This window comes from Mycobacterium sp. IDUB_1, assembly GCF_055419625.1.
In genome coordinates this window covers 191,359-207,298 of sequence record NZ_JBVAYA010000006.1, presented here as the reverse complement: position 1 = coordinate 207,298, position 15,940 = coordinate 191,359, and the positions used below count along the sequence as shown (strand labels likewise).

Below are 15,940 nucleotides of genomic sequence, written 5' to 3'. Positions count from 1 at the left end.
GGGTTGCTCCGGACAGGTTCAATCGTAGGGACAGAGAGTGTTTTGTTTATCGCACCCGCGAATAGAACGCACAGGTACCTGTCGAGGTTACTCGACGGGGTACACGCAGGACAAACCCGCCCCATGCAGCCACTACTGTGCTGGGCGTGACACGCGTTCGCCGGGTTGGCGCTCCCCTGGGTCTGCTCATCGCACTCGGCACCGTCGCCGGCCTCATCGTGATCGTCCTCACCACCGTCAACCCGGTCGGCACCTCGATCGGCTTCGTGCTCTCGAGCATCGCCATGACCGTCGTGGTGCTGTCCTACCTCTGGTTGGACCGGTGGGAGCCGGAGCCGCCCCGGCTGCTGCTGTTCGCCTTCCTCTGGGGCACCTCGGCGGCGGTCGTCATCTCCGCGGTGCTGCAGATCCTGCTCGAGGCGTGGGTCCATCCCCCGGGCTCCGGAGACATCAGCCCACTGACCCTCGTCGTGGGTGCTCCGGTGACCGAAGAGGCCGCCAAGGGCGTGTTCCTGCTGATCATGATGACCGGCGTGCGACGCAACGAGGTCAACTCACTCACCGACTGCCTGGTCTATGCGGGTCTGGTCGGCGCGGGTTTCGCATGGCTGGAGGACATCCTCTACATCGGGGGCGGAGAGTCCGTTGCCGAATCCCTAGTGACCGCGGCACTGCGTCTGATCATGTCGCCGTTCGCTCATTCCCTGTTCACCACGATGACGGCCTTCGGGGTCTGGTACGCGCTGCATCGCCGCACCGCCGCAGGCAAGGCCGGCGCGCTGCTGCTCGGCTACGCGGGGGCGGTCCTGCTGCACGCGATGTGGAACGGCTCGTCGCTGCTCGGGGCGGGCGCCTACTTCGCGGTGTACGCGCTGTGGATGGTGCCCGTCTTCGCGCTGGCGATCACGCTGGCCGTGCGCAGCCGGCGGCGCGAGCAGCACGTGGTGGCGGGCAAGCTGCCAGGGATGGTCGCCGCCGGCCTGGTCAGCCCGAACGAGGCGACCTGGCTGGGGTCGCTGAAGACACGAAAGCTCGCCGTCGACACCGCGCACCGCTTCGGCGGGAAGGCCGCCGCGACCTCGGTTCGACAGTTCGCCCATCGGGTCGTCGAACTGGCCTTCGTTCGCGACCGGATCGATCGGGGCTTCGGCGACCACCGCGTGATCGCCCTGCTCCACGAGGAGACCTACGCGCTGTACGCGGCCCGCGCCGCGTCGCCCGCCCTACAGCACATGGCGGGTTTCCGGGCGTTCTGAGCGCCATACTCTGCTGGTGATCCAGCACATCCTCAACTACCTCGGCATCGCTGCCGCCGCGGCGTCGGGCGCCGTCCTCGGCGTCCGCAAGGGGTTCGACGTTTTCGGGATCGCGGCGATGGCGGTGCTGACCGGCGTCGGAGGCGGGGTCCTGCGCGACGTCCTCCTCGACATCGATCCACCGCAGTCCCTGCAGCGCTGGCCCGATGTGATCGTGTGTCTGGCGGCCGCCGCACTGGCGACGCTGTTCGCGCGCACGGTCATCAGACTCCACCACCCGGTGGCCATGCTGGATGCAGTCGGAATGGGCTTCTTCGCCACGTCCGGTGCGGCGCTCGCGGTCGACCACGGCGCCAGTTGGTTCGCCGCAGCTCTCCTCGGCATGGTGTCAGCGCTGGCGGGCACCATCTTCCGCGATGTCACCGCGCGCGAAGTGCCGGTGGTGATGGGGCCCGACGACATGTACGCCGTTCCGGCGATGATGGGCTCGGTGATCTACGTCGTCATCGACTACTACGGCCCGCAGTGGATCGGCGTCGCCGTCGGCACGCTGGTGGCGACGCTGCTGCGGCTGGCGGCGATCACCTTCCACTGGCGGCTGCCGACGGGGCCGCGCGAGCTGATCGTGCGCGGACACCAGCCGCCATAGTCGCTACGTCTTGAAGTAGACGATCTGGTGCGTGGTGGCCAGCAGCGTGCCCGCACGACTCCAGAGCTGCGCGGACTGATCGAAATAGCCACCGGAAAAGCGGTTGGCCGATGCGCAGCCGAGGACGAAATCGTCTCCCGCAGAGGCTAGTTCGGGGCCCGTAGCGTGGAAATAGGTGGTCAGAGAGATCGTGCCGGCCGGCGTGGGCCCGCCCAGCCGCAGGTAGACCCGCGGATAGAAGATGTCGCTGGCCGCGGTGAGCGCGGCGAAATCAAGGGGGCGTCCCAGTCGATCGCGAGCCCACAGCATGGTGGTCGACGAGTCTGCCGGCGCCGCACCCTTCGCCGGAACCGCGCCGTCGATGAAGCGCATGTCGTAGTTGCGGGCCCACGCGATCATCGGCGGCAGCCCTCGTTCCTGCACGTTCTCGGGCGCGGGAACGTGCGGCATGAGCTTCTCGGTGTCCGACCACGTGTCCCGCCGCAGGCCGAACACCGCCGTCGCCGTGGTGGTGACCGTGCCGTCCTGTACCAGTTCGACGAACCAGTGCTGGTTGCTCCGGTTCGTGCGAACGGGGCGCGCGGCGACGTCGAATTCTCCGTCGGCAATGGGTGCCCCGAAGTTGACGGTGAGCGCCAGGGGCTCACCGGTGCACTCCGGGTGCAGTTCGATCGCGCGCAACAGCACGGCCGCCGTCACGCCCCCGAAGGGACCGACCATGTTCGCCCATTCGGCAGTGGTCTTGCCGCGGAGGACGCCGGCCTCGACGGGTTCGAGCCGAATCGACTCGTCGAACGGGTGCTCGGCCACGCGCGTGCCTCCTGCTCAAGCCCACCAATTATGTAGGCTTGTATATATAGCAGACGCTCAATGCGCGGCGGCGTCCCAGCTGCGGCCGTACCCGACCGACACCTCCAGCGGCACGTCGAGGGCATAGCCGGCGCCCATGTGTTCGCGCACCAGCGCCTCCAGTGCGTCCCGTTCGCCGTCGGCGACCTCGAAGAGCAGCTCGTCGTGCACCTGCAGCAGCATGCGTGAGGTCAGCCCGGCGTCGGCGATCGCGCGGTCGACGTTGATCATCGCGACCTTGATGATGTCGGCGGCGCTGCCCTGGATGGGCGCATTGAGCGCGGCCCGCTCGGCGGCCTCGCGCACGTTGCGATTGCTGCTGTCGAGCTCAGGGAGATAGCGCCTGCGGCCGAACACCGTCGAGGTGTAGCCGTCCTTGCGGGCCTGATCGACGACGTCGCGCAGGTAGTCGCGGATACCGCCGAACCGGTCGAAGTACTGGTCCATCTGCTGTTTGGCCTCTTCGGTGCTGATCTTCAGCTGAGCCGACAGACCGTAGGCGCTCAGCCCGTAGGCCAGGCCGTAGGACATCGCCTTGACCCGGCGCCGCAGGTCCGCGGTCACCTCGTCGATCGGGACGTCGAACGCCCGCGAGGCCACGAACGAGTGAAGGTCCTCGCCGGTGTTGAACGCTTCGATCAGCCCCGCATCCCGGGACAGGTGCGCCATGATGCGCATCTCGATCTGGCTGTAGTCGGCCGTCATCAGCTCGCCGTAGCCCGCACCGACGACAAACGCGTCGCGGATTCGCCGGCCCGCTTCCGTGCGGATAGGGATGTTCTGCAGGTTGGGCTCGGTCGAGGACAACCGGCCGGTGGCGGCGATCGTCTGGTTGAACGTGGTGTGGATCCGGCCGTCGCCGGCCACCGAGTTCAGCAGCCCGTCGACCGTCACCTTCAGCCGCGTGGCGTCCCGGTGGGCCAGCAGGTGCTGCAGGAACGGGTGGCCGGTCTTGTCGAACAACGACTGCAGCGCATCGGCGTCGGTGGTGTAGCCGGTCTTGGTGCGCTTGGTCTTCGGCATCTCCAGCTCGTCGAAGAGCACCACCTGCAGCTGTTTGGGTGAGCCGAGGTTGATCTGCTTGCCGATCACCGCGTACGCCGCCTCGGCCGCGTCGCGGATCTGCCCGGCGAACTCGCTCTGCAGTTCGGTGAGCATCTCCAGATCGACGGCGATGCCTGCGGTCTCCAGGGCGGCGAGCACCCGTTGCACCGGCAGTTCCATGCTGCCCAGCAGCGCCGACGAGTCGATGCGGGCCAGTTCCTCGTCGAGCGCGTCGGCGAGATCCATCACGGCGCTGCCGCGCAGCAGCAGGGTCTGCACGGCCTGGTCGTCGACGCCGTCGCTGTCATCGAGCAGCGAGAGTTGTTGCTGCTCAGGGTTATCGGCCCGCAGCTCGCGCTTGAGATATCGCAGCGAGAGGTCGTCGAGGGTGAAGCTGCGTTGGCCGGGCCGCACCAGGTACGCCGCCAGCGCCGTGTCCGAGGTGACACCGGCCAGCGTCCAGCCGCGGCCCTGCAGGTCGTGGATGGCGAGCTTGGCTTCGTGCAGCGCCTTCGGCTGCGACGGGTCGGCGAGCCAGGAGGCCAGCGCGGACTCGTCCTCGGGAGTCAATGCGGCGGTGTCGATGTAGCGGCCGTCGCCGTCCGGGGCGACGAGCGCGAGCGCGGTGGCGTCGCTGTCGAACGCCAGGTGATTGCCCACCACCGCGACACCGAAGCGCCCGCTGTCGGCGCGCTCGGCGAGCCATCCCGCCAACGTGCCCGGCGCCAGGGCCTCGCCGCGCACCTCGAAACCCTCGTCCACTTCGGGATCGGCCGAGGCCAGCGTGTCGAACAGCCGGTCACGCAGCACCCGGAACTCGAGGTCGTCGAACAGGCGGTGGATCTGGTCGCGATTCCAGGGCTGCATTCGCAGCGTGTCCGGTGTCTGGGCCAGCGGAACCTCTTTGACGAGGTCGGTCAGCTCACGGTTGAGGATGACGCTGGACAGGTGCGCGCGCAGCGCGTCGCCGACCTTGCCCTTCACCTTGTCGACGTTGTCGACGAGCGCCTGAAGCGATCCGTACTCCGCGATCCACTTCGTCGCGGTCTTCTCCCCCACCCCGGGGATGCCGGGCAGGTTGTCACTGGGGTCACCGCGCAGAGCGGCGAAGTCGGGGTACTGCGTCGGCGTCAGCCCGTACTTCTCGACGACGGCGTCCGGGGTGAACCGCGTCAGCTCGCTGACACCCTTGCGGGGATAGAGCACCGTGACGTCGTCGCTGACCAGCTGCAGTGAGTCGCGGTCCCCGGTGACCACGAGCACCCGGTACCCCTCGTTCTCGGCCTGGGTGGCCAGCGTCGCGATGATGTCGTCGGCTTCGAACCCCGCCTCGGCCAGCACCGTGATGCCCAGCGCCCCGAGCACCTCCTTGGTGATGTCGATCTGACCGCGGAACTCGTCCGGCGTGGCCGACCGGCCCTCCTTGTACTCCGGATACTTCTCCTTGCGGAACGTCTGGCGGGACACGTCGAACGCAGCGGCGATGTGGCTGGGCTGCTCGTCGCGTAGCAGGTTGATCAGCATCGCGGTGAATCCGTAGACCGCATTGGTGGTGAGACCGCCCTGGGTCTTGAAATTCTCCGCGGGCAGGGCGTAGAACGCGCGGAACGCCAGGGAGTTGCCGTCCAACAGCATCAGGGTGGGTTTCTGATCGGTCGCCGATGCGGTCTTGGCTGGGCTCACGGCCTTCACTCTAGGCATCGCGACCGACACGTCGACCGGCGGGAATGAACGCCAGGTCGGCGCGGTTGCAGCGGAAGTCAAGTTATGTAACATCGTTCTATAACGAGCAGGAGCCCGTCATGACGAACATCGTCTTCATTCACGGCCTGTGGGTCGCCCACACCGCGTGGGAACCCTGGATCGACTACGTCGCCGAGCACGGTCACCACGCCATCGCGCCTGCCTGGCCCGGTGAGCTGCCGACGGTCGAGGAAACCCGGCAGAACCCCGCGGCGCAGGCCGGCATCGGTATCGACGAGCTGACCGCGCACTTCGCGAAGGCGCTCGCCGAGTTCGACACCCCACCCGTGGTGATCGGCCACTCGTTCGGCGGCCTGATCGCTCAGAAACTGCTCGGCGAGAACAAGGCGGCTGCGGCCATCGCGATCGACCCCGCCCCGATCAAGGGCGTGACGGGACTGCCCCTCGCGCAATTGCGGTCGGCGCTCCCCGTGCTGGGCAACCCGCTCAATCGCGGGCGTGCCAAAGCGCTGACGGCGGCGCAGTGGCGCTACGCCTTCGGCAACGCGCTGACGGTCGAGGAGTCCGATGCGCTGTGGGAGCAGTGGTCGATCCCGTCGCCCGGCAGGCCGTTGTTCGAAGCCGCCGCGGCGAATCTCCGCCGGCATTCACCGGCCGCCGTGGACACCGCGAACGCGACGCGCGGGCCCCTGTTGATCACGGCCGGATCGGTCGACCACACCGTGCCGCGCTCGACGGCCGAGGCAGCCCACCGGCTGTACCAGACGGACGCGATCACCGACTTCCACCAGTTCGACGGGCGGGGCCACTCGCTGACAATCGATCACGGCTGGCGTGACGTCGCAGACGACGTGCTGGCCTGGCTTGCCCGCCGGGGCGTCGCCGAGGAGTCGTGACGGTGGCCAGGCGCCGCACCGCGAGCGAACAGGTCTCGGCCGCACTGTTGAGCGCGGCCGAGACCGTCCTCGAGCGCGACGGCGCCGCGGCGATCACGGTGCGGTCCGTCGCCCGGGAAGCCGGGGTGGCGCCGATGGGCGTCTACAACCGCTTCACCAACAAGGACGGACTGCTCGCCGCGCTCGCGCTGCGGGCCTTCGACGGTCTTGCCGCGGCCATCGACGTGGGGTCTGACGACGGCACACCGGCCGACCGGCTGCGCCGCGCGACGCAGGGCTACCGCCGTTTCGCACTCACCCATCCGGCTCGCTACGCACTGATCTTCGCGACCGGATCCCCGGCCGCCGACTCCGGATCGCCGGTGACGGTCCGGGGGCGCGAAGTGTTCAGCACCCTCGTCGACATGGTCGCCGGGCTGCCCCTGCGGGCCGATCTCGACCCGGTGCACGCGGCGCAGGCGATGTGGAACGGCCAGCACGGCGCAGTCACGCTCGAACTCGCCGGAGTCAGCCAAACACCTGATGCGGCAGCGACATTCGCTCAGACCATCGACGCGCTCATCCGCGGTCTCCAGGCCTGAGCGCACGTCGCGCCAGCGCGCAGAACGCGCGCGCAGCCGGACCGGCAGCATCACGGCGCCATGCCCACACCAACCGACCGCGCAGCACCGGCGTCAGCCGAAGTGCGTGCAGGCCGGCGTCACCGCGCACCATCGACCGGGGCAGGATCGCGACTCCCATTCCCCGACGGGCCAGTTCGGCCAGCTCGAGCGGATTCGTCGCCTCGAAGCAGATACCGGGACGCACGCCGGCCACCGCACACGCCTCGTCGAGACGGGACCGCAACCCGGTCCCGACGGGCAAAGAGATGAGCGGGAACTCACACAGCTCAGGCAGCGTCAATGTCGCACGGCGCCGCAGTGGATGGTCGAGGGCGACTGCGGCCGCGATGATCTCGTCGGTGATCACCGCGCAGTCCAGTCCCTCGGGAGCAGCATCCGCAGCGATCGAGACGATCGCCGCGTCGAGCCGACCGTCGGCCAGCTTGTCGAGCAACACATCGGAGTTGTCCGTGAGCAGGGTGAGTTCCACCTGCGGATGATCTCGATGAAAGTCCGCCATCAGCGCCGCGATGTCGACCGGGTGAAGCGTCACCGTGCCGATCGCCACGGAGCCGCGGACCACGGCGGCCACCTCGTCGACCGCACGCTGGGCGTCCCGAACCGCGGCAAGCGCCGCCCTGGCGTGGGGCAGCAGCGCCGCGCCCGCTTCGGTCAGCCGCACCTCACGGCTCGAGCGCGTCAGCAGCTGCTGACCGACCCTGCGCTCCAGACGACGAATCTGGGCGCTGACCGCGGGCTGTGCGACCCGCTCCCGTTGTGCGGCCCGGGTGAAGCTGCCCTCGTCCACGACGGCGACCAGGTATTCGAGCTGACGTAGCTCCATAACGGTTGATTATACGAAGCAGAATGAAGATGTATTGGACTTATGGGTGGTTCCGGTCCACGGTGGAGACATGACCACAGCACCCGTCGTGATCGCCGGGGCCGGAATCGGCGGCCTCACCGCCGCATTGGCGCTACACCAGCGCGGCATCGACGCGATCGTCGTCGAGCGCGCCGCAGACCTGAAACCCCTCGGGGTCGGCATCAACCTGCTCCCCCACGCCGTCCGCGAGCTCGACACACTCGGACTCGGGCAGGATCTGGAGCTGATATCCGTTGCACCGCAAACTATCTCGTACTACGGCGCCACGGGGCGGCATCTCTTCTCCGAACCGCTTGGACTGAGCGGTGGGTACGGCCACCCGCAACGTTCGGTGCACCGCGGGGTGCTTCACGACAGGCTGCTGACCGCCGCGCGAGAACGACTGGGCGCCTGCGCGATTCACGTCGGAGCCGCGCTCGACAGTTTCACGCGCACGGGTGAGGGCATCGTGGTTCACACGGCGCGCGGCGATCTCCACGCCGCCCGCCTTGTCGGCGCGGACGGCATCCACTCCGCGGTCCGCGGCGTTCTGCATCCGGGGGCGGACCCGCTGATGTGGTCCGGGGTGCGGATGTACCGGGGTGCGGCACGGATCCCGGCGTTCCTCGACGGCACCACGATGGCGATCGTGTACGGCGACCCCTACCAACTGGTGACGTATCCGATCGGCGACGGACTGGTGAACTGGGTGCTGTTGGCTGACGACGGAGAACCCGGCCCCCTTCCCGGACACGCGCGGTGGAACCAACCCGCCGACCCTCACCAGGTCGCCGCCTACGTCGAGGGATGGGAGCTGGACTGGCTCGATGCCTCGGCGCTGCCCCGGCACAGCGCCGAGGTCTTCGAATACCCGATGGTCGACCGAAACCCGCTGGCGCAGTGGGGAGACGATCGGGTGACGTTGCTCGGCGATGCCGCCCACCCGATGTATCCCGTCGGCGCGAACGGAGCCTCCCAGGCGATCGTCGACGCCCGGGGACTGGCCGAGGAGCTGGTCGCGGATCCGGCACACGGACTATGCACCTACGAGGCGCGCCGACGGCCGCACACCGCGGCCGTCGTCGCCGCCAACAGAGAGATGCACCGGACGGCGCAGCCGACCTCGGATGCGATCGCCCGCGCCACCACGAGATACCGCACCGCCACCGAGAGGAGCACCTCATGACCACCTATGTTCTCGTGCCTGGAATGTGCCACGGCGCATGGTGTTTCGACCAACTGGCCGGGTCCTTACGCGAAGCCGGCCACCACGTCGTCGCCGTCACGCTCAGCGGCGTCGCCGAACGCGCCCACGTGCTGCGCGGCGGTGTGAACCTCGACACCCACATCACCGACGTCGTCGCCGCCATCGACAATGGAACCGCCAGCGACGATCTCGTCCTGGTCGGGCACAGTTACGGCGGGATGGTGATCACCGGCGTCGCCGATCGGATCGCCGAGCGGGTGGACTCGCTGGTGTTCGTCGACGCGGTGGTCCCCCACGACGGCGAGTCCTGTTGGGACCTGGTCAACGACGACGAACGACGCTGGTACCTCGGCGTGGACGAGAGCGGGTTCGGCGTGCCGCCGCTTTCGTTCTTCGACTCGCGCGCGACCGCGCATCCGCTGGCATCGGTGCTGCAGCGCCTGAGGCTGCATGGCGACCTCGGCCGCTTCCGCCAGCGCACCTACGTCTACGCGCTCGACTGGCCGGGAGAATCCCCGCTGAGCCTGTCCTACGACCGCGTGCGCGAGGACCCCGCCTGGATCACCCATGAACTCGACGGCAAGCACAACCTGATGCGCGACAACCCCGACGAGCTGCTCGCCGTCCTGCTCGCGACGAGCCCTCAGTAGCCCAGGAGAGTGCGGAACCGCCGGCCCACGGCCATCGACTGGCCCATACGCTGGATCCAGCCGTCGAGCGCCGCCTTCGTGGCGGCCTCGCCCCAGCCGCGCTCGACGGCCAGGGCCAGCATGCCGGCCTCGTCCACGATGCCGCGCGACTGAGCCTCGCGCGACAAGCTCGCGTAGTCCTCCAGCGAGATTCCGTTGATCGGAGCCCAGATCGGATCGCCGTCGGCGACCGGACGCGTCGAGGGTCCGCCGAACATCGCCGGGTCCACCCCCTGCTGTGTAGCGCGGGCCGCGGTGTCGAAAGCCTTCTTGAAGAACCCCATCAGTGCCTCCTGGTGTCGTCGTGGTGTGCGATCAGTGCACCGCGCTGTGTCGGCTACCGATCCCAAGGTGAAGGCGAACTGGAACACGTTTCAGTTTTTTGACGGAACTGGGTAGGCTGACCGCGTGTCAGCATCCACGCAACCCGCCGTCGAGGGCTGGTTCGCCACCGACGGTTCTGGCGAGGCCTACCTCATCGGCGCCAAGTGCCATCAGTGCGGGACCTACGTCTTCCCGCCCCGCGAGAACAACTGCCCCAACCCCGGCTGCGACGGGGACGATCTCGCGCAGGTGCCCCTGTCGCGGCGCGGCACGCTGTGGAGCTACACCGAGAACCGATATGCGCCGCCACCGCCGTACCCGTCGCCGGATCCCTTCGAGCCGTTCGCCGTCGCCGCGGTGGAGCTGGCCGACGAAGGGCTGATCGTGCTGGGCAAGGTCGTCGAGGGCACGCTGGCCGCCGACTTGAAGGTCGGGATGGAGATGGAGCTGACGACGATGCCGCTCTACGTCGACGACGATGGGACCGAGCGCATCGTGCACGCCTGGAGGATCGCATGAGTCCAGAACCCGTCTACATCCTCGGCGCCGGTATGCACCCTTGGGGCAAATGGGGACGCGACTTCACCGAGTACGGCGTCGTCGCCGCCCGCGCGGCGCTGGCCGAAGCGGGGCTGGACTGGAAGCAGATCCAGCTCGTCGCCGGCGCCGACACCATCCGCAACGGCTACCCCGGCTTCGTCGCCGGTGCTACGTTCGCCCAGAAGCTCGGCTGGAACGGCATTCCCGTCACGTCCAGCTACGCCGCGTGCGCCAGCGGATCGCAGGCGCTGCAGAGTGCCCGCGCGCAGATCCTGGCCGGGCTGTGCGATGTCGCGCTCGTCATCGGCGCCGACACCACGCCGAAGGGCTTCTTCGCCCCGGTCGGTGGCGAACGCCGCAACGATCCGGACTGGCAGCGCTTCCATCTGATCGGCGCAACCAACACCGTCTACTTCGCGCTGCTCGCCCGGCGTCGGATGGATCTGTACGGGGCGACGCTCGAGGACTTCGCGCAGGTGAAGGTCAAAAACGCCCGCCACGGCCTGAACAACCCCAACGCGCGCTACCGCAAAGAAGCGACCATCGAGGACGTGCTGGCCAGCCCCGTGGTGTCCGATCCGCTGCGACTGCTCGACATCTGCGCCACCTCCGACGGCGCGGCCGCGATCATCGTCGCCAGCAAGGCGTTCACCGAGAAGCACCTCGGCTCGGCGTCCGGGGTTCCGTCGGTGCGCGCGGTGAGCCTGCAGTCGCCGCAGTACCCGCAACATCTGCCCGAATTGCCTGATATCGCAACGGATTCCACCGCGGTGGTGCCCGGGCCGAAGCGGGTGTTCAAGGACCAGATCCTCGATGCCGCATACGCCGAGGCCGGCATCGGGCCGGAGGACCTCAGCCTGGCCGAGGTCTACGACCTGTCGACGGCGTTGGAGCTCGACTGGTACGAGCACCTGGGGCTGTGCAAGAAGGGCGAGGCGGAGAACCTTCTGCGCAGCGGTGCCACCACCATCGGTGGACGCATCCCGGTGAACGCCTCGGGCGGGCTCGCGAGCTTCGGCGAGGCCATTCCGGCGCAGGCCATCGCGCAGGTCTGCGAACTCACCTGGCAGCTCAAGGGTCAAGCCACCGGCCGTCAGGTCGAGGGTGCGACCGTGGGCGTCACCGCCAACCAAGGCCTGTTCGGCCACGGCTCGTCGGTCGTCGTCGCCCGCTAGCTGTTCGGCGAGCGCGCGTGTTTGCACGCGACACGCCGCGCCAAGCTGGAATTGCGCGCGCGCTCGCGGCTGAATGAGCGGGTGGCTGACGTCATTTCGGTGCGGGTCAAACCCGGCAGCGCCAAGGGGCCGCTCGTCGAAACAGACATCGACGGCACGCTGACGATCTACGTGCGTGAGCGCGCGGTCGACGCCAACCAGGCTGTCATCCGGGTGCTTGCCGAACATCTGGGTGTGCCACGCAGTCGCGTGACGCTGGCCTCGGGTGCCACCGCGCGGCTGGAGCGCTTCCGCGTCGATTAGCGCGCGGTCAGACCGCGTCGAGCGCGCGGACAACGACGGAAAGACTCGGTGTGTTGCGTGCAGACACGCGCGCTCGCCGAATAGGGGTCAGGCGACGCCGAGGTACGCGGCGCGAATGCTGTCGTCGGCCAACAACTCTCGCGCGTCGCCCGACCGGGTGACCTCGCCGGTCTCCAGGATGTAGGCCCGATCGGAGCGGCTCAGCGCCTGCTGGGCGTTCTGCTCGACGAGCAGCACCGTCGTCCCGGTGGAGTTGATTTCGGCGATGATCTTGAAGATCTGCGAGATCACCATCGGCGCGAGCCCCATCGACGGCTCGTCGAGCAGCAGCACCTTTGGCCGGGCCATCAACGCCCTCCCTATCGCCAGCATCTGCTGCTCGCCGCCGGACAGCGTGCCACCGACCTGAGTCTTGCGCTCGGCCAGCCGCGGGAACGTCTCGAGAATCCAGTCCAACTTCTCGTCATGCTCAGCTTTGGAAGCGAATTTGCGCCCGTAGCAACCCATCTCGAGATTCTCGAGGATCGTCATGCCGGGAAACACTCCGCGGCCCTCGGGTGCCTGGATCAGGCCGTCAGTGACGCGCCGGTGCGCTTTCACCCGGCTCACGTCCTTCCCGTCGAACCACACCGAGCCCGACGTCAGCGGGAGCAGCCCCGAGATCGCTCGCATCATCGTCGTCTTGCCGGCGCCGTTGGAACCGAGCAGCGTGACGAGCTCGCCCTCGTGCACGGTCAGCGACACCGAGTGCAGCGCCTTGATGCGGCCGTAATGCACCACGACATCGCGGGCCTCCAGCAGCACCGGCCGGGACTCAGCTGAGTTCGTCATCGGGCACTCCCAGGTAGGCGGCGATGACCTTGGGGTCTTCGCGGATCTCAGCAGGCAGGCCGTCGGCGATCTTGCGTCCGAACTCCAGCACCACGATGCGGTCTGTCACCCCCATCACCAGCCGCATGTCGTGTTCGATCAGCAGCACGGTGTAGCCGTCGTCGCGAATCTTGCGGATCAGGTCGATCAGCGCCGACTTCTCGCTGGGGTTGAACCCGGCGGCGGGCTCGTCGAGGCACAGCAGCTTCGGTTCGGTGGCCAACGCGCGAGCGATCTCGAGGCGACGCTGGTCACCGTAGGAGAGGTTCTTGGCCTTCTCCTCACCCCGGTGCGCGATGCCGACGAAGTGCAGCAGGGCCGCCGACCGTTCGATTGCCGAGCGCTCCTCGCGCCGGTGCCGCGGCGAGCGGAACAAGGCACCCGGCACCGAGGTACGGTGCCGCGCGTCGGTACCGACCATGACGTTCTCCAGCGCCGTCATCTCCCCGAACAGCCGGATGTTCTGGAAGGTGCGGGCGATGCCCCGGCGGGTGATCTGATGCCGCTTGATCCGTCCGAGCACCTCGCCGTCGAACGTCACCGATCCCGCGGTGGGCCGATAGACACCGGTGATCGCGTTGAAGCAGGTCGTCTTCCCCGCGCCGTTGGGCCCGATCAGGCCGAGGATCTCGCCACGGCGAATGTCGAAGGTGACCGAATCCAGCGCGGTCAGACCGCCGAACTGCACGGTGAGGTCCTTGGTGGCCAGCAGCACCTCGCCCTCGTCGGCAGCGATCTCGCGGTGCACGCCGGCCAGGTCCTCGATGCTCATTGCGCCGACTCCTTCTCCGACGGCCCGGTTCTGAGCAGATTGCGGGCAGCCTTGCCGTAGGTGAGCAGCTGCTGACGCGCCGGGAAGAAGCCCTGCGGCCGGAAGATCATCAGGACGACGAGCGCCAAACCGAAGAACAGGTATTTCAGGTTGCCCATGTCGATGCCCAGGAAGTGCACGCCCAGAAGGCGATTGGGCAGATAGACGATGATGAACGCGCCCAGGATGACGCCGAGCTTGTTGCCCTGACCACCGAGCACGACGGCGCACAGGAAGAGCATCGAGTTGATGATGTTGAACGTCGGGGGTGCGACGTACTGCACCTGGCCGGCGTAGAGCGCACCGGACAGCCCGCCGATCGCCGCACCGATCGTGAACGCCCACAGTTTGAACTTGAAGGTGTTGACGCCCATCACCTCTGCGGCGTCCTCGTCTTCGCGCACCGCGATCCAGGCGCGCCCCACCCGGCTGCGTTCGAGATTGCCGACCAGCAGCAGGATCACGACGATCAGCAGCAATCCCACCCAGAACCACCAGGTGCCGTAGTTCGCGTCACCGGTGGAGTTCGACACGGAGAAGACCCCGCGTGGATTCTTCTCCGTCTCCAGGATGTGCGGAAAGGCAACCCCGTTGAGACCGCGGGGCCCGTTGGTGATGTCGGCCAGGTTGTCGGCCAGCAGGCGGATGATCTCGCCGAACCCGAGGGTGACGATCGCCAGGTAGTCGCCGCGCAGACGCAGCGTCGGGAAGCCGAGGATCAGCCCCGTCAGCGCGGTCACGGCCATCGCCAGCGGAACGCACGACAGCCAGGCCCACGGCTCGCTGAAGAAGCCCGTCGGCCCCATCCTGTTCCAGGGACTCTCCGGGCTGGTCAGCAGCGCCACCGTGTAGGCGCCCACCGCGTAGAACCCGACGTATCCGAGATCGAGCAGACCCGCTTGTCCGACAACGACGTTGAGGCCGATCGCGATGATCGCGACCATAGCGAACTGCGCCATCGTGCCGCCGAAGCTGATGCCGGGGGTGTCGATGAACGGCGGGGTGAACAACGGCGACAGTCCCACGCCGAGGAACAGGATGACGCCGAACACCCACTTCTGAGGACGGGACAGACCGTCCCACCAGTCCGTCACCCGGGAGATGAAGCCGCTCATGGCGCTGTTCATGCTCGTGCCTTTCCGAGGCTCTCGCCGAGTATGCCCGTCGGACGCACCAGCAGGACCAGCACCAGCAGCACGAACGCCACCACGTCACGCCACTGCGTACCGAACACCGCCTGGCCGTAGTTCTCCATGATGCCGAGGATCAGGCCGCCCAGCAGAGCGCCGCGCAGGTTGCCGATCCCGCCGAGAACGGCGGCCGAGAACGCTTTGATGCCGAGCAGGAAGCCGCCCGAGTAGATGATGCCCTGCGGGACCTTCAGTGTGTACAGCAGCGCGGCCGCGCCGGCCAGCAGACCGCCGATCAGGAACGTCGTCATGATGATGCGCTCCCGGGACACCCCCATCAGCGTGGCGGTGGTCGGGTCTTGGGCGACGGCACGGATACCGCGGCCGAACTTCGTGCGGTTGATCGCGATGTCGGTCAGCACCGCGAGCACCAGCGCCGCGACGATGATGACGATCGTGACGTTGGAGATGGCCACCCCGAAGAAGGTGAACTGAGTCTTCGGCTGCACCAACACGATCGGCTGCTGAGCGTTCGGCCCGCCGTAGCCCGGGATCAACTTGGGCAGGATGAACAACACGAACTGCTGCAGTACGAACGACATTCCGATCGCGGTGATGAGGAATGTCAGCGACCGGGCGTGCCGTTTACGCAGCGGCCGGTAGGCGATGAACTCCAGACCGACGGCCGCACCGCCCGAGACCAGCATCGCGAACAGCATCGCCACGCCGAGATAGACGATGGTCAGCATCACCCCCTTGTTGTAGGCGTTACCGCTGGGGGTGAAGCCCAGGATCATGTCGAGCGCGAAGTACGCGCCGAACATGCCGAGCATGAAGATCTCGGAGTGGGCGAAGTTGATCAACCGCAGCACCCCGAACACCAGGGTGTAGCCGACCGCCACCAGGGCATAGATGGCGCCCCAGGACAATCCGTCGATCGTGAGCTGCCAGAAGCTGTCGAACAGCGCCCCGACGTTGAAATTGATGTTGGCGGCCAAGAGCATTGGCGTGGCGAACTCCTCGGAG

General features: G+C 67.7%; 17 protein-coding genes. 9 read left to right on the top strand and 8 right to left on the bottom strand.

Annotated features, from left to right (window positions below):
* Nucleotides 1-146 precede the first annotated feature (146 nt).
* Both ACZYYX_RS27350 and ACZYYX_RS27345 read left to right on the top strand, forming a co-directional pair.
* Nucleotides 147-1,256, top strand: a complete 1,110-nt coding sequence (locus ACZYYX_RS27350) for a PrsW family intramembrane metalloprotease (protein ID WP_463817964.1) — start codon at nucleotides 147-149, stop codon at nucleotides 1,254-1,256.
* 16 nt (nucleotides 1,257-1,272) lie between these two features.
* Nucleotides 1,273-1,905: a trimeric intracellular cation channel family protein gene (locus tag ACZYYX_RS27345; protein WP_463817963.1), complete on the top strand. Its 633-nt coding sequence runs from the start codon at nucleotides 1,273-1,275 to the stop codon at nucleotides 1,903-1,905.
* A gap of 3 nt (nucleotides 1,906-1,908) precedes the next feature.
* Here the strand turns inward: ACZYYX_RS27345 and ACZYYX_RS27340 are convergent, their stop codons facing one another.
* Together ACZYYX_RS27340 and polA are read right to left on the bottom strand one after the other, a co-directional pair.
* Nucleotides 1,909-2,715 (bottom strand): acyl-CoA thioesterase, encoded by an 807-nt coding sequence (locus ACZYYX_RS27340; RefSeq protein WP_463817962.1) that lies wholly within the window; start codon nucleotides 2,713-2,715, stop codon nucleotides 1,909-1,911.
* Between the two features lie 57 nt (nucleotides 2,716-2,772).
* Nucleotides 2,773-5,499 (bottom strand): DNA polymerase I, encoded by a 2,727-nt coding sequence (gene polA / locus ACZYYX_RS27335; RefSeq protein WP_463817961.1) that lies wholly within the window; start codon nucleotides 5,497-5,499, stop codon nucleotides 2,773-2,775.
* 101 nt (nucleotides 5,500-5,600) lie between these two features.
* On the opposite strand from polA, the gene ACZYYX_RS27330 reads away from it, so the two are divergent.
* On the top strand, nucleotides 5,601-6,398 hold the full coding sequence (locus tag ACZYYX_RS27330; RefSeq protein WP_463817960.1) for an alpha/beta hydrolase: 798 nt from the start codon (nucleotides 5,601-5,603) through the stop codon (nucleotides 6,396-6,398).
* 2 nt (nucleotides 6,399-6,400) lie between these two features.
* The gene (locus tag ACZYYX_RS27325; protein ID WP_463817959.1) at nucleotides 6,401-6,979 is read left to right on the top strand and encodes a TetR/AcrR family transcriptional regulator; all 579 of its coding nucleotides are present in this window, start codon (nucleotides 6,401-6,403) and stop codon (nucleotides 6,977-6,979) included.
* Here ACZYYX_RS27325 and ACZYYX_RS27320 read toward each other — a convergent pair.
* The gene (locus ACZYYX_RS27320) at nucleotides 6,957-7,844 is read right to left on the bottom strand and encodes a LysR substrate-binding domain-containing protein (RefSeq protein WP_463817958.1); all 888 of its coding nucleotides are present in this window, start codon (nucleotides 7,842-7,844) and stop codon (nucleotides 6,957-6,959) included. The genes ACZYYX_RS27325 and ACZYYX_RS27320 overlap by 23 nt on opposite strands.
* Nucleotides 7,845-7,914: 70 nt before the next feature.
* Here ACZYYX_RS27320 and ACZYYX_RS27315 point away from each other — a divergent pair, with 70 nt between their 5' ends.
* On the top strand, nucleotides 7,915-9,051 hold the full coding sequence (locus ACZYYX_RS27315) for an FAD-dependent monooxygenase (RefSeq protein ID WP_463817957.1): 1,137 nt from the start codon (nucleotides 7,915-7,917) through the stop codon (nucleotides 9,049-9,051).
* Complete coding sequence (locus tag ACZYYX_RS27310) at nucleotides 9,048-9,722, top strand: alpha/beta fold hydrolase (RefSeq protein ID WP_463817956.1); 675 nt, start codon at nucleotides 9,048-9,050, stop codon at nucleotides 9,720-9,722. The genes ACZYYX_RS27315 and ACZYYX_RS27310 overlap by 4 nt, the downstream gene beginning before the upstream one ends.
* Here the strand turns inward: ACZYYX_RS27310 and ACZYYX_RS27305 are convergent.
* Nucleotides 9,716-10,045: a hypothetical protein gene (locus ACZYYX_RS27305; protein WP_463817955.1), complete on the bottom strand. Its 330-nt coding sequence runs from the start codon at nucleotides 10,043-10,045 to the stop codon at nucleotides 9,716-9,718. The genes ACZYYX_RS27310 and ACZYYX_RS27305 overlap by 7 nt on opposite strands.
* Before the next feature lie 124 nt (nucleotides 10,046-10,169).
* Here ACZYYX_RS27305 and ACZYYX_RS27300 point away from each other — a divergent pair, with 124 nt between their 5' ends.
* The 3 genes from ACZYYX_RS27300 (at nucleotide 10,170) to ACZYYX_RS27290 (ending at nucleotide 12,103) form a co-directional block, all read left to right on the top strand.
* Entirely contained in the window at nucleotides 10,170-10,604 is a 435-nt protein-coding gene (locus tag ACZYYX_RS27300; protein WP_335332358.1) for a Zn-ribbon domain-containing OB-fold protein, read from the top strand.
* Nucleotides 10,601-11,800, top strand: a complete 1,200-nt coding sequence (locus ACZYYX_RS27295) for a lipid-transfer protein (protein WP_463817954.1) — start codon at nucleotides 10,601-10,603, stop codon at nucleotides 11,798-11,800. The genes ACZYYX_RS27300 and ACZYYX_RS27295 overlap by 4 nt, the downstream gene beginning before the upstream one ends.
* Before the next feature lie 81 nt (nucleotides 11,801-11,881).
* Complete coding sequence (locus tag ACZYYX_RS27290) at nucleotides 11,882-12,103, top strand: DUF167 domain-containing protein (protein WP_463817953.1); 222 nt, start codon at nucleotides 11,882-11,884, stop codon at nucleotides 12,101-12,103.
* An 87-nt stretch (nucleotides 12,104-12,190) separates the two neighbouring features.
* Here ACZYYX_RS27290 and ACZYYX_RS27285 read toward each other — a convergent pair whose 3' ends face one another.
* Genes ACZYYX_RS27285 through ACZYYX_RS27270 form a run of 4 tightly spaced genes read right to left on the bottom strand, consistent with a single transcriptional unit; the run spans nucleotide 12,191 to nucleotide 15,918 of the window.
* A complete protein-coding gene (locus tag ACZYYX_RS27285; RefSeq protein WP_463817952.1) occupies nucleotides 12,191-12,934 on the bottom strand; it encodes an ABC transporter ATP-binding protein in 744 nt (247 codons plus the stop codon).
* Entirely contained in the window at nucleotides 12,918-13,745 is an 828-nt protein-coding gene (locus tag ACZYYX_RS27280) for an ABC transporter ATP-binding protein (RefSeq protein WP_463817951.1), read from the bottom strand. The genes ACZYYX_RS27285 and ACZYYX_RS27280 overlap by 17 nt, the downstream gene beginning before the upstream one ends.
* Nucleotides 13,742-14,911: a branched-chain amino acid ABC transporter permease gene (locus ACZYYX_RS27275; RefSeq protein WP_463817950.1), complete on the bottom strand. Its 1,170-nt coding sequence runs from the start codon at nucleotides 14,909-14,911 to the stop codon at nucleotides 13,742-13,744. The genes ACZYYX_RS27280 and ACZYYX_RS27275 overlap by 4 nt, the downstream gene beginning before the upstream one ends.
* Entirely contained in the window at nucleotides 14,908-15,918 is a 1,011-nt protein-coding gene (locus ACZYYX_RS27270; protein WP_463817949.1) for a branched-chain amino acid ABC transporter permease, read from the bottom strand. The genes ACZYYX_RS27275 and ACZYYX_RS27270 overlap by 4 nt, the downstream gene beginning before the upstream one ends.
* Nucleotides 15,919-15,940: the final 22 nt, after the last annotated feature.

Coding starts and splice junctions, on each gene's coding strand:
- ACZYYX_RS27305 (WP_463817955.1), bottom strand. CDS start 10,045: ATGGGGTTCTTCAAGAAGGCTTTCGACACCGCGGCCCGCGCTACACAG.
- polA (WP_463817961.1), bottom strand. CDS start 5,499: ATGCCTAGAGTGAAGGCCGTGAGCCCAGCCAAGACCGCATCGGCGACC.
- ACZYYX_RS27295 (WP_463817954.1), top strand. CDS start 10,601: ATGAGTCCAGAACCCGTCTACATCCTCGGCGCCGGTATGCACCCTTGG.
- ACZYYX_RS27315 (WP_463817957.1), top strand. CDS start 7,915: ATGACCACAGCACCCGTCGTGATCGCCGGGGCCGGAATCGGCGGCCTC.
- ACZYYX_RS27270 (WP_463817949.1), bottom strand. CDS start 15,918: ATGCTCTTGGCCGCCAACATCAATTTCAACGTCGGGGCGCTGTTCGAC.
- ACZYYX_RS27310 (WP_463817956.1), top strand. CDS start 9,048: ATGACCACCTATGTTCTCGTGCCTGGAATGTGCCACGGCGCATGGTGT.
- ACZYYX_RS27330 (WP_463817960.1), top strand. CDS start 5,601: ATGACGAACATCGTCTTCATTCACGGCCTGTGGGTCGCCCACACCGCG.
- ACZYYX_RS27280 (WP_463817951.1), bottom strand. CDS start 13,745: ATGAGCATCGAGGACCTGGCCGGCGTGCACCGCGAGATCGCTGCCGAC.
- ACZYYX_RS27285 (WP_463817952.1), bottom strand. CDS start 12,934: ATGACGAACTCAGCTGAGTCCCGGCCGGTGCTGCTGGAGGCCCGCGAT.
- ACZYYX_RS27320 (WP_463817958.1), bottom strand. CDS start 7,844: ATGGAGCTACGTCAGCTCGAATACCTGGTCGCCGTCGTGGACGAGGGC.
- ACZYYX_RS27275 (WP_463817950.1), bottom strand. CDS start 14,911: ATGAACAGCGCCATGAGCGGCTTCATCTCCCGGGTGACGGACTGGTGG.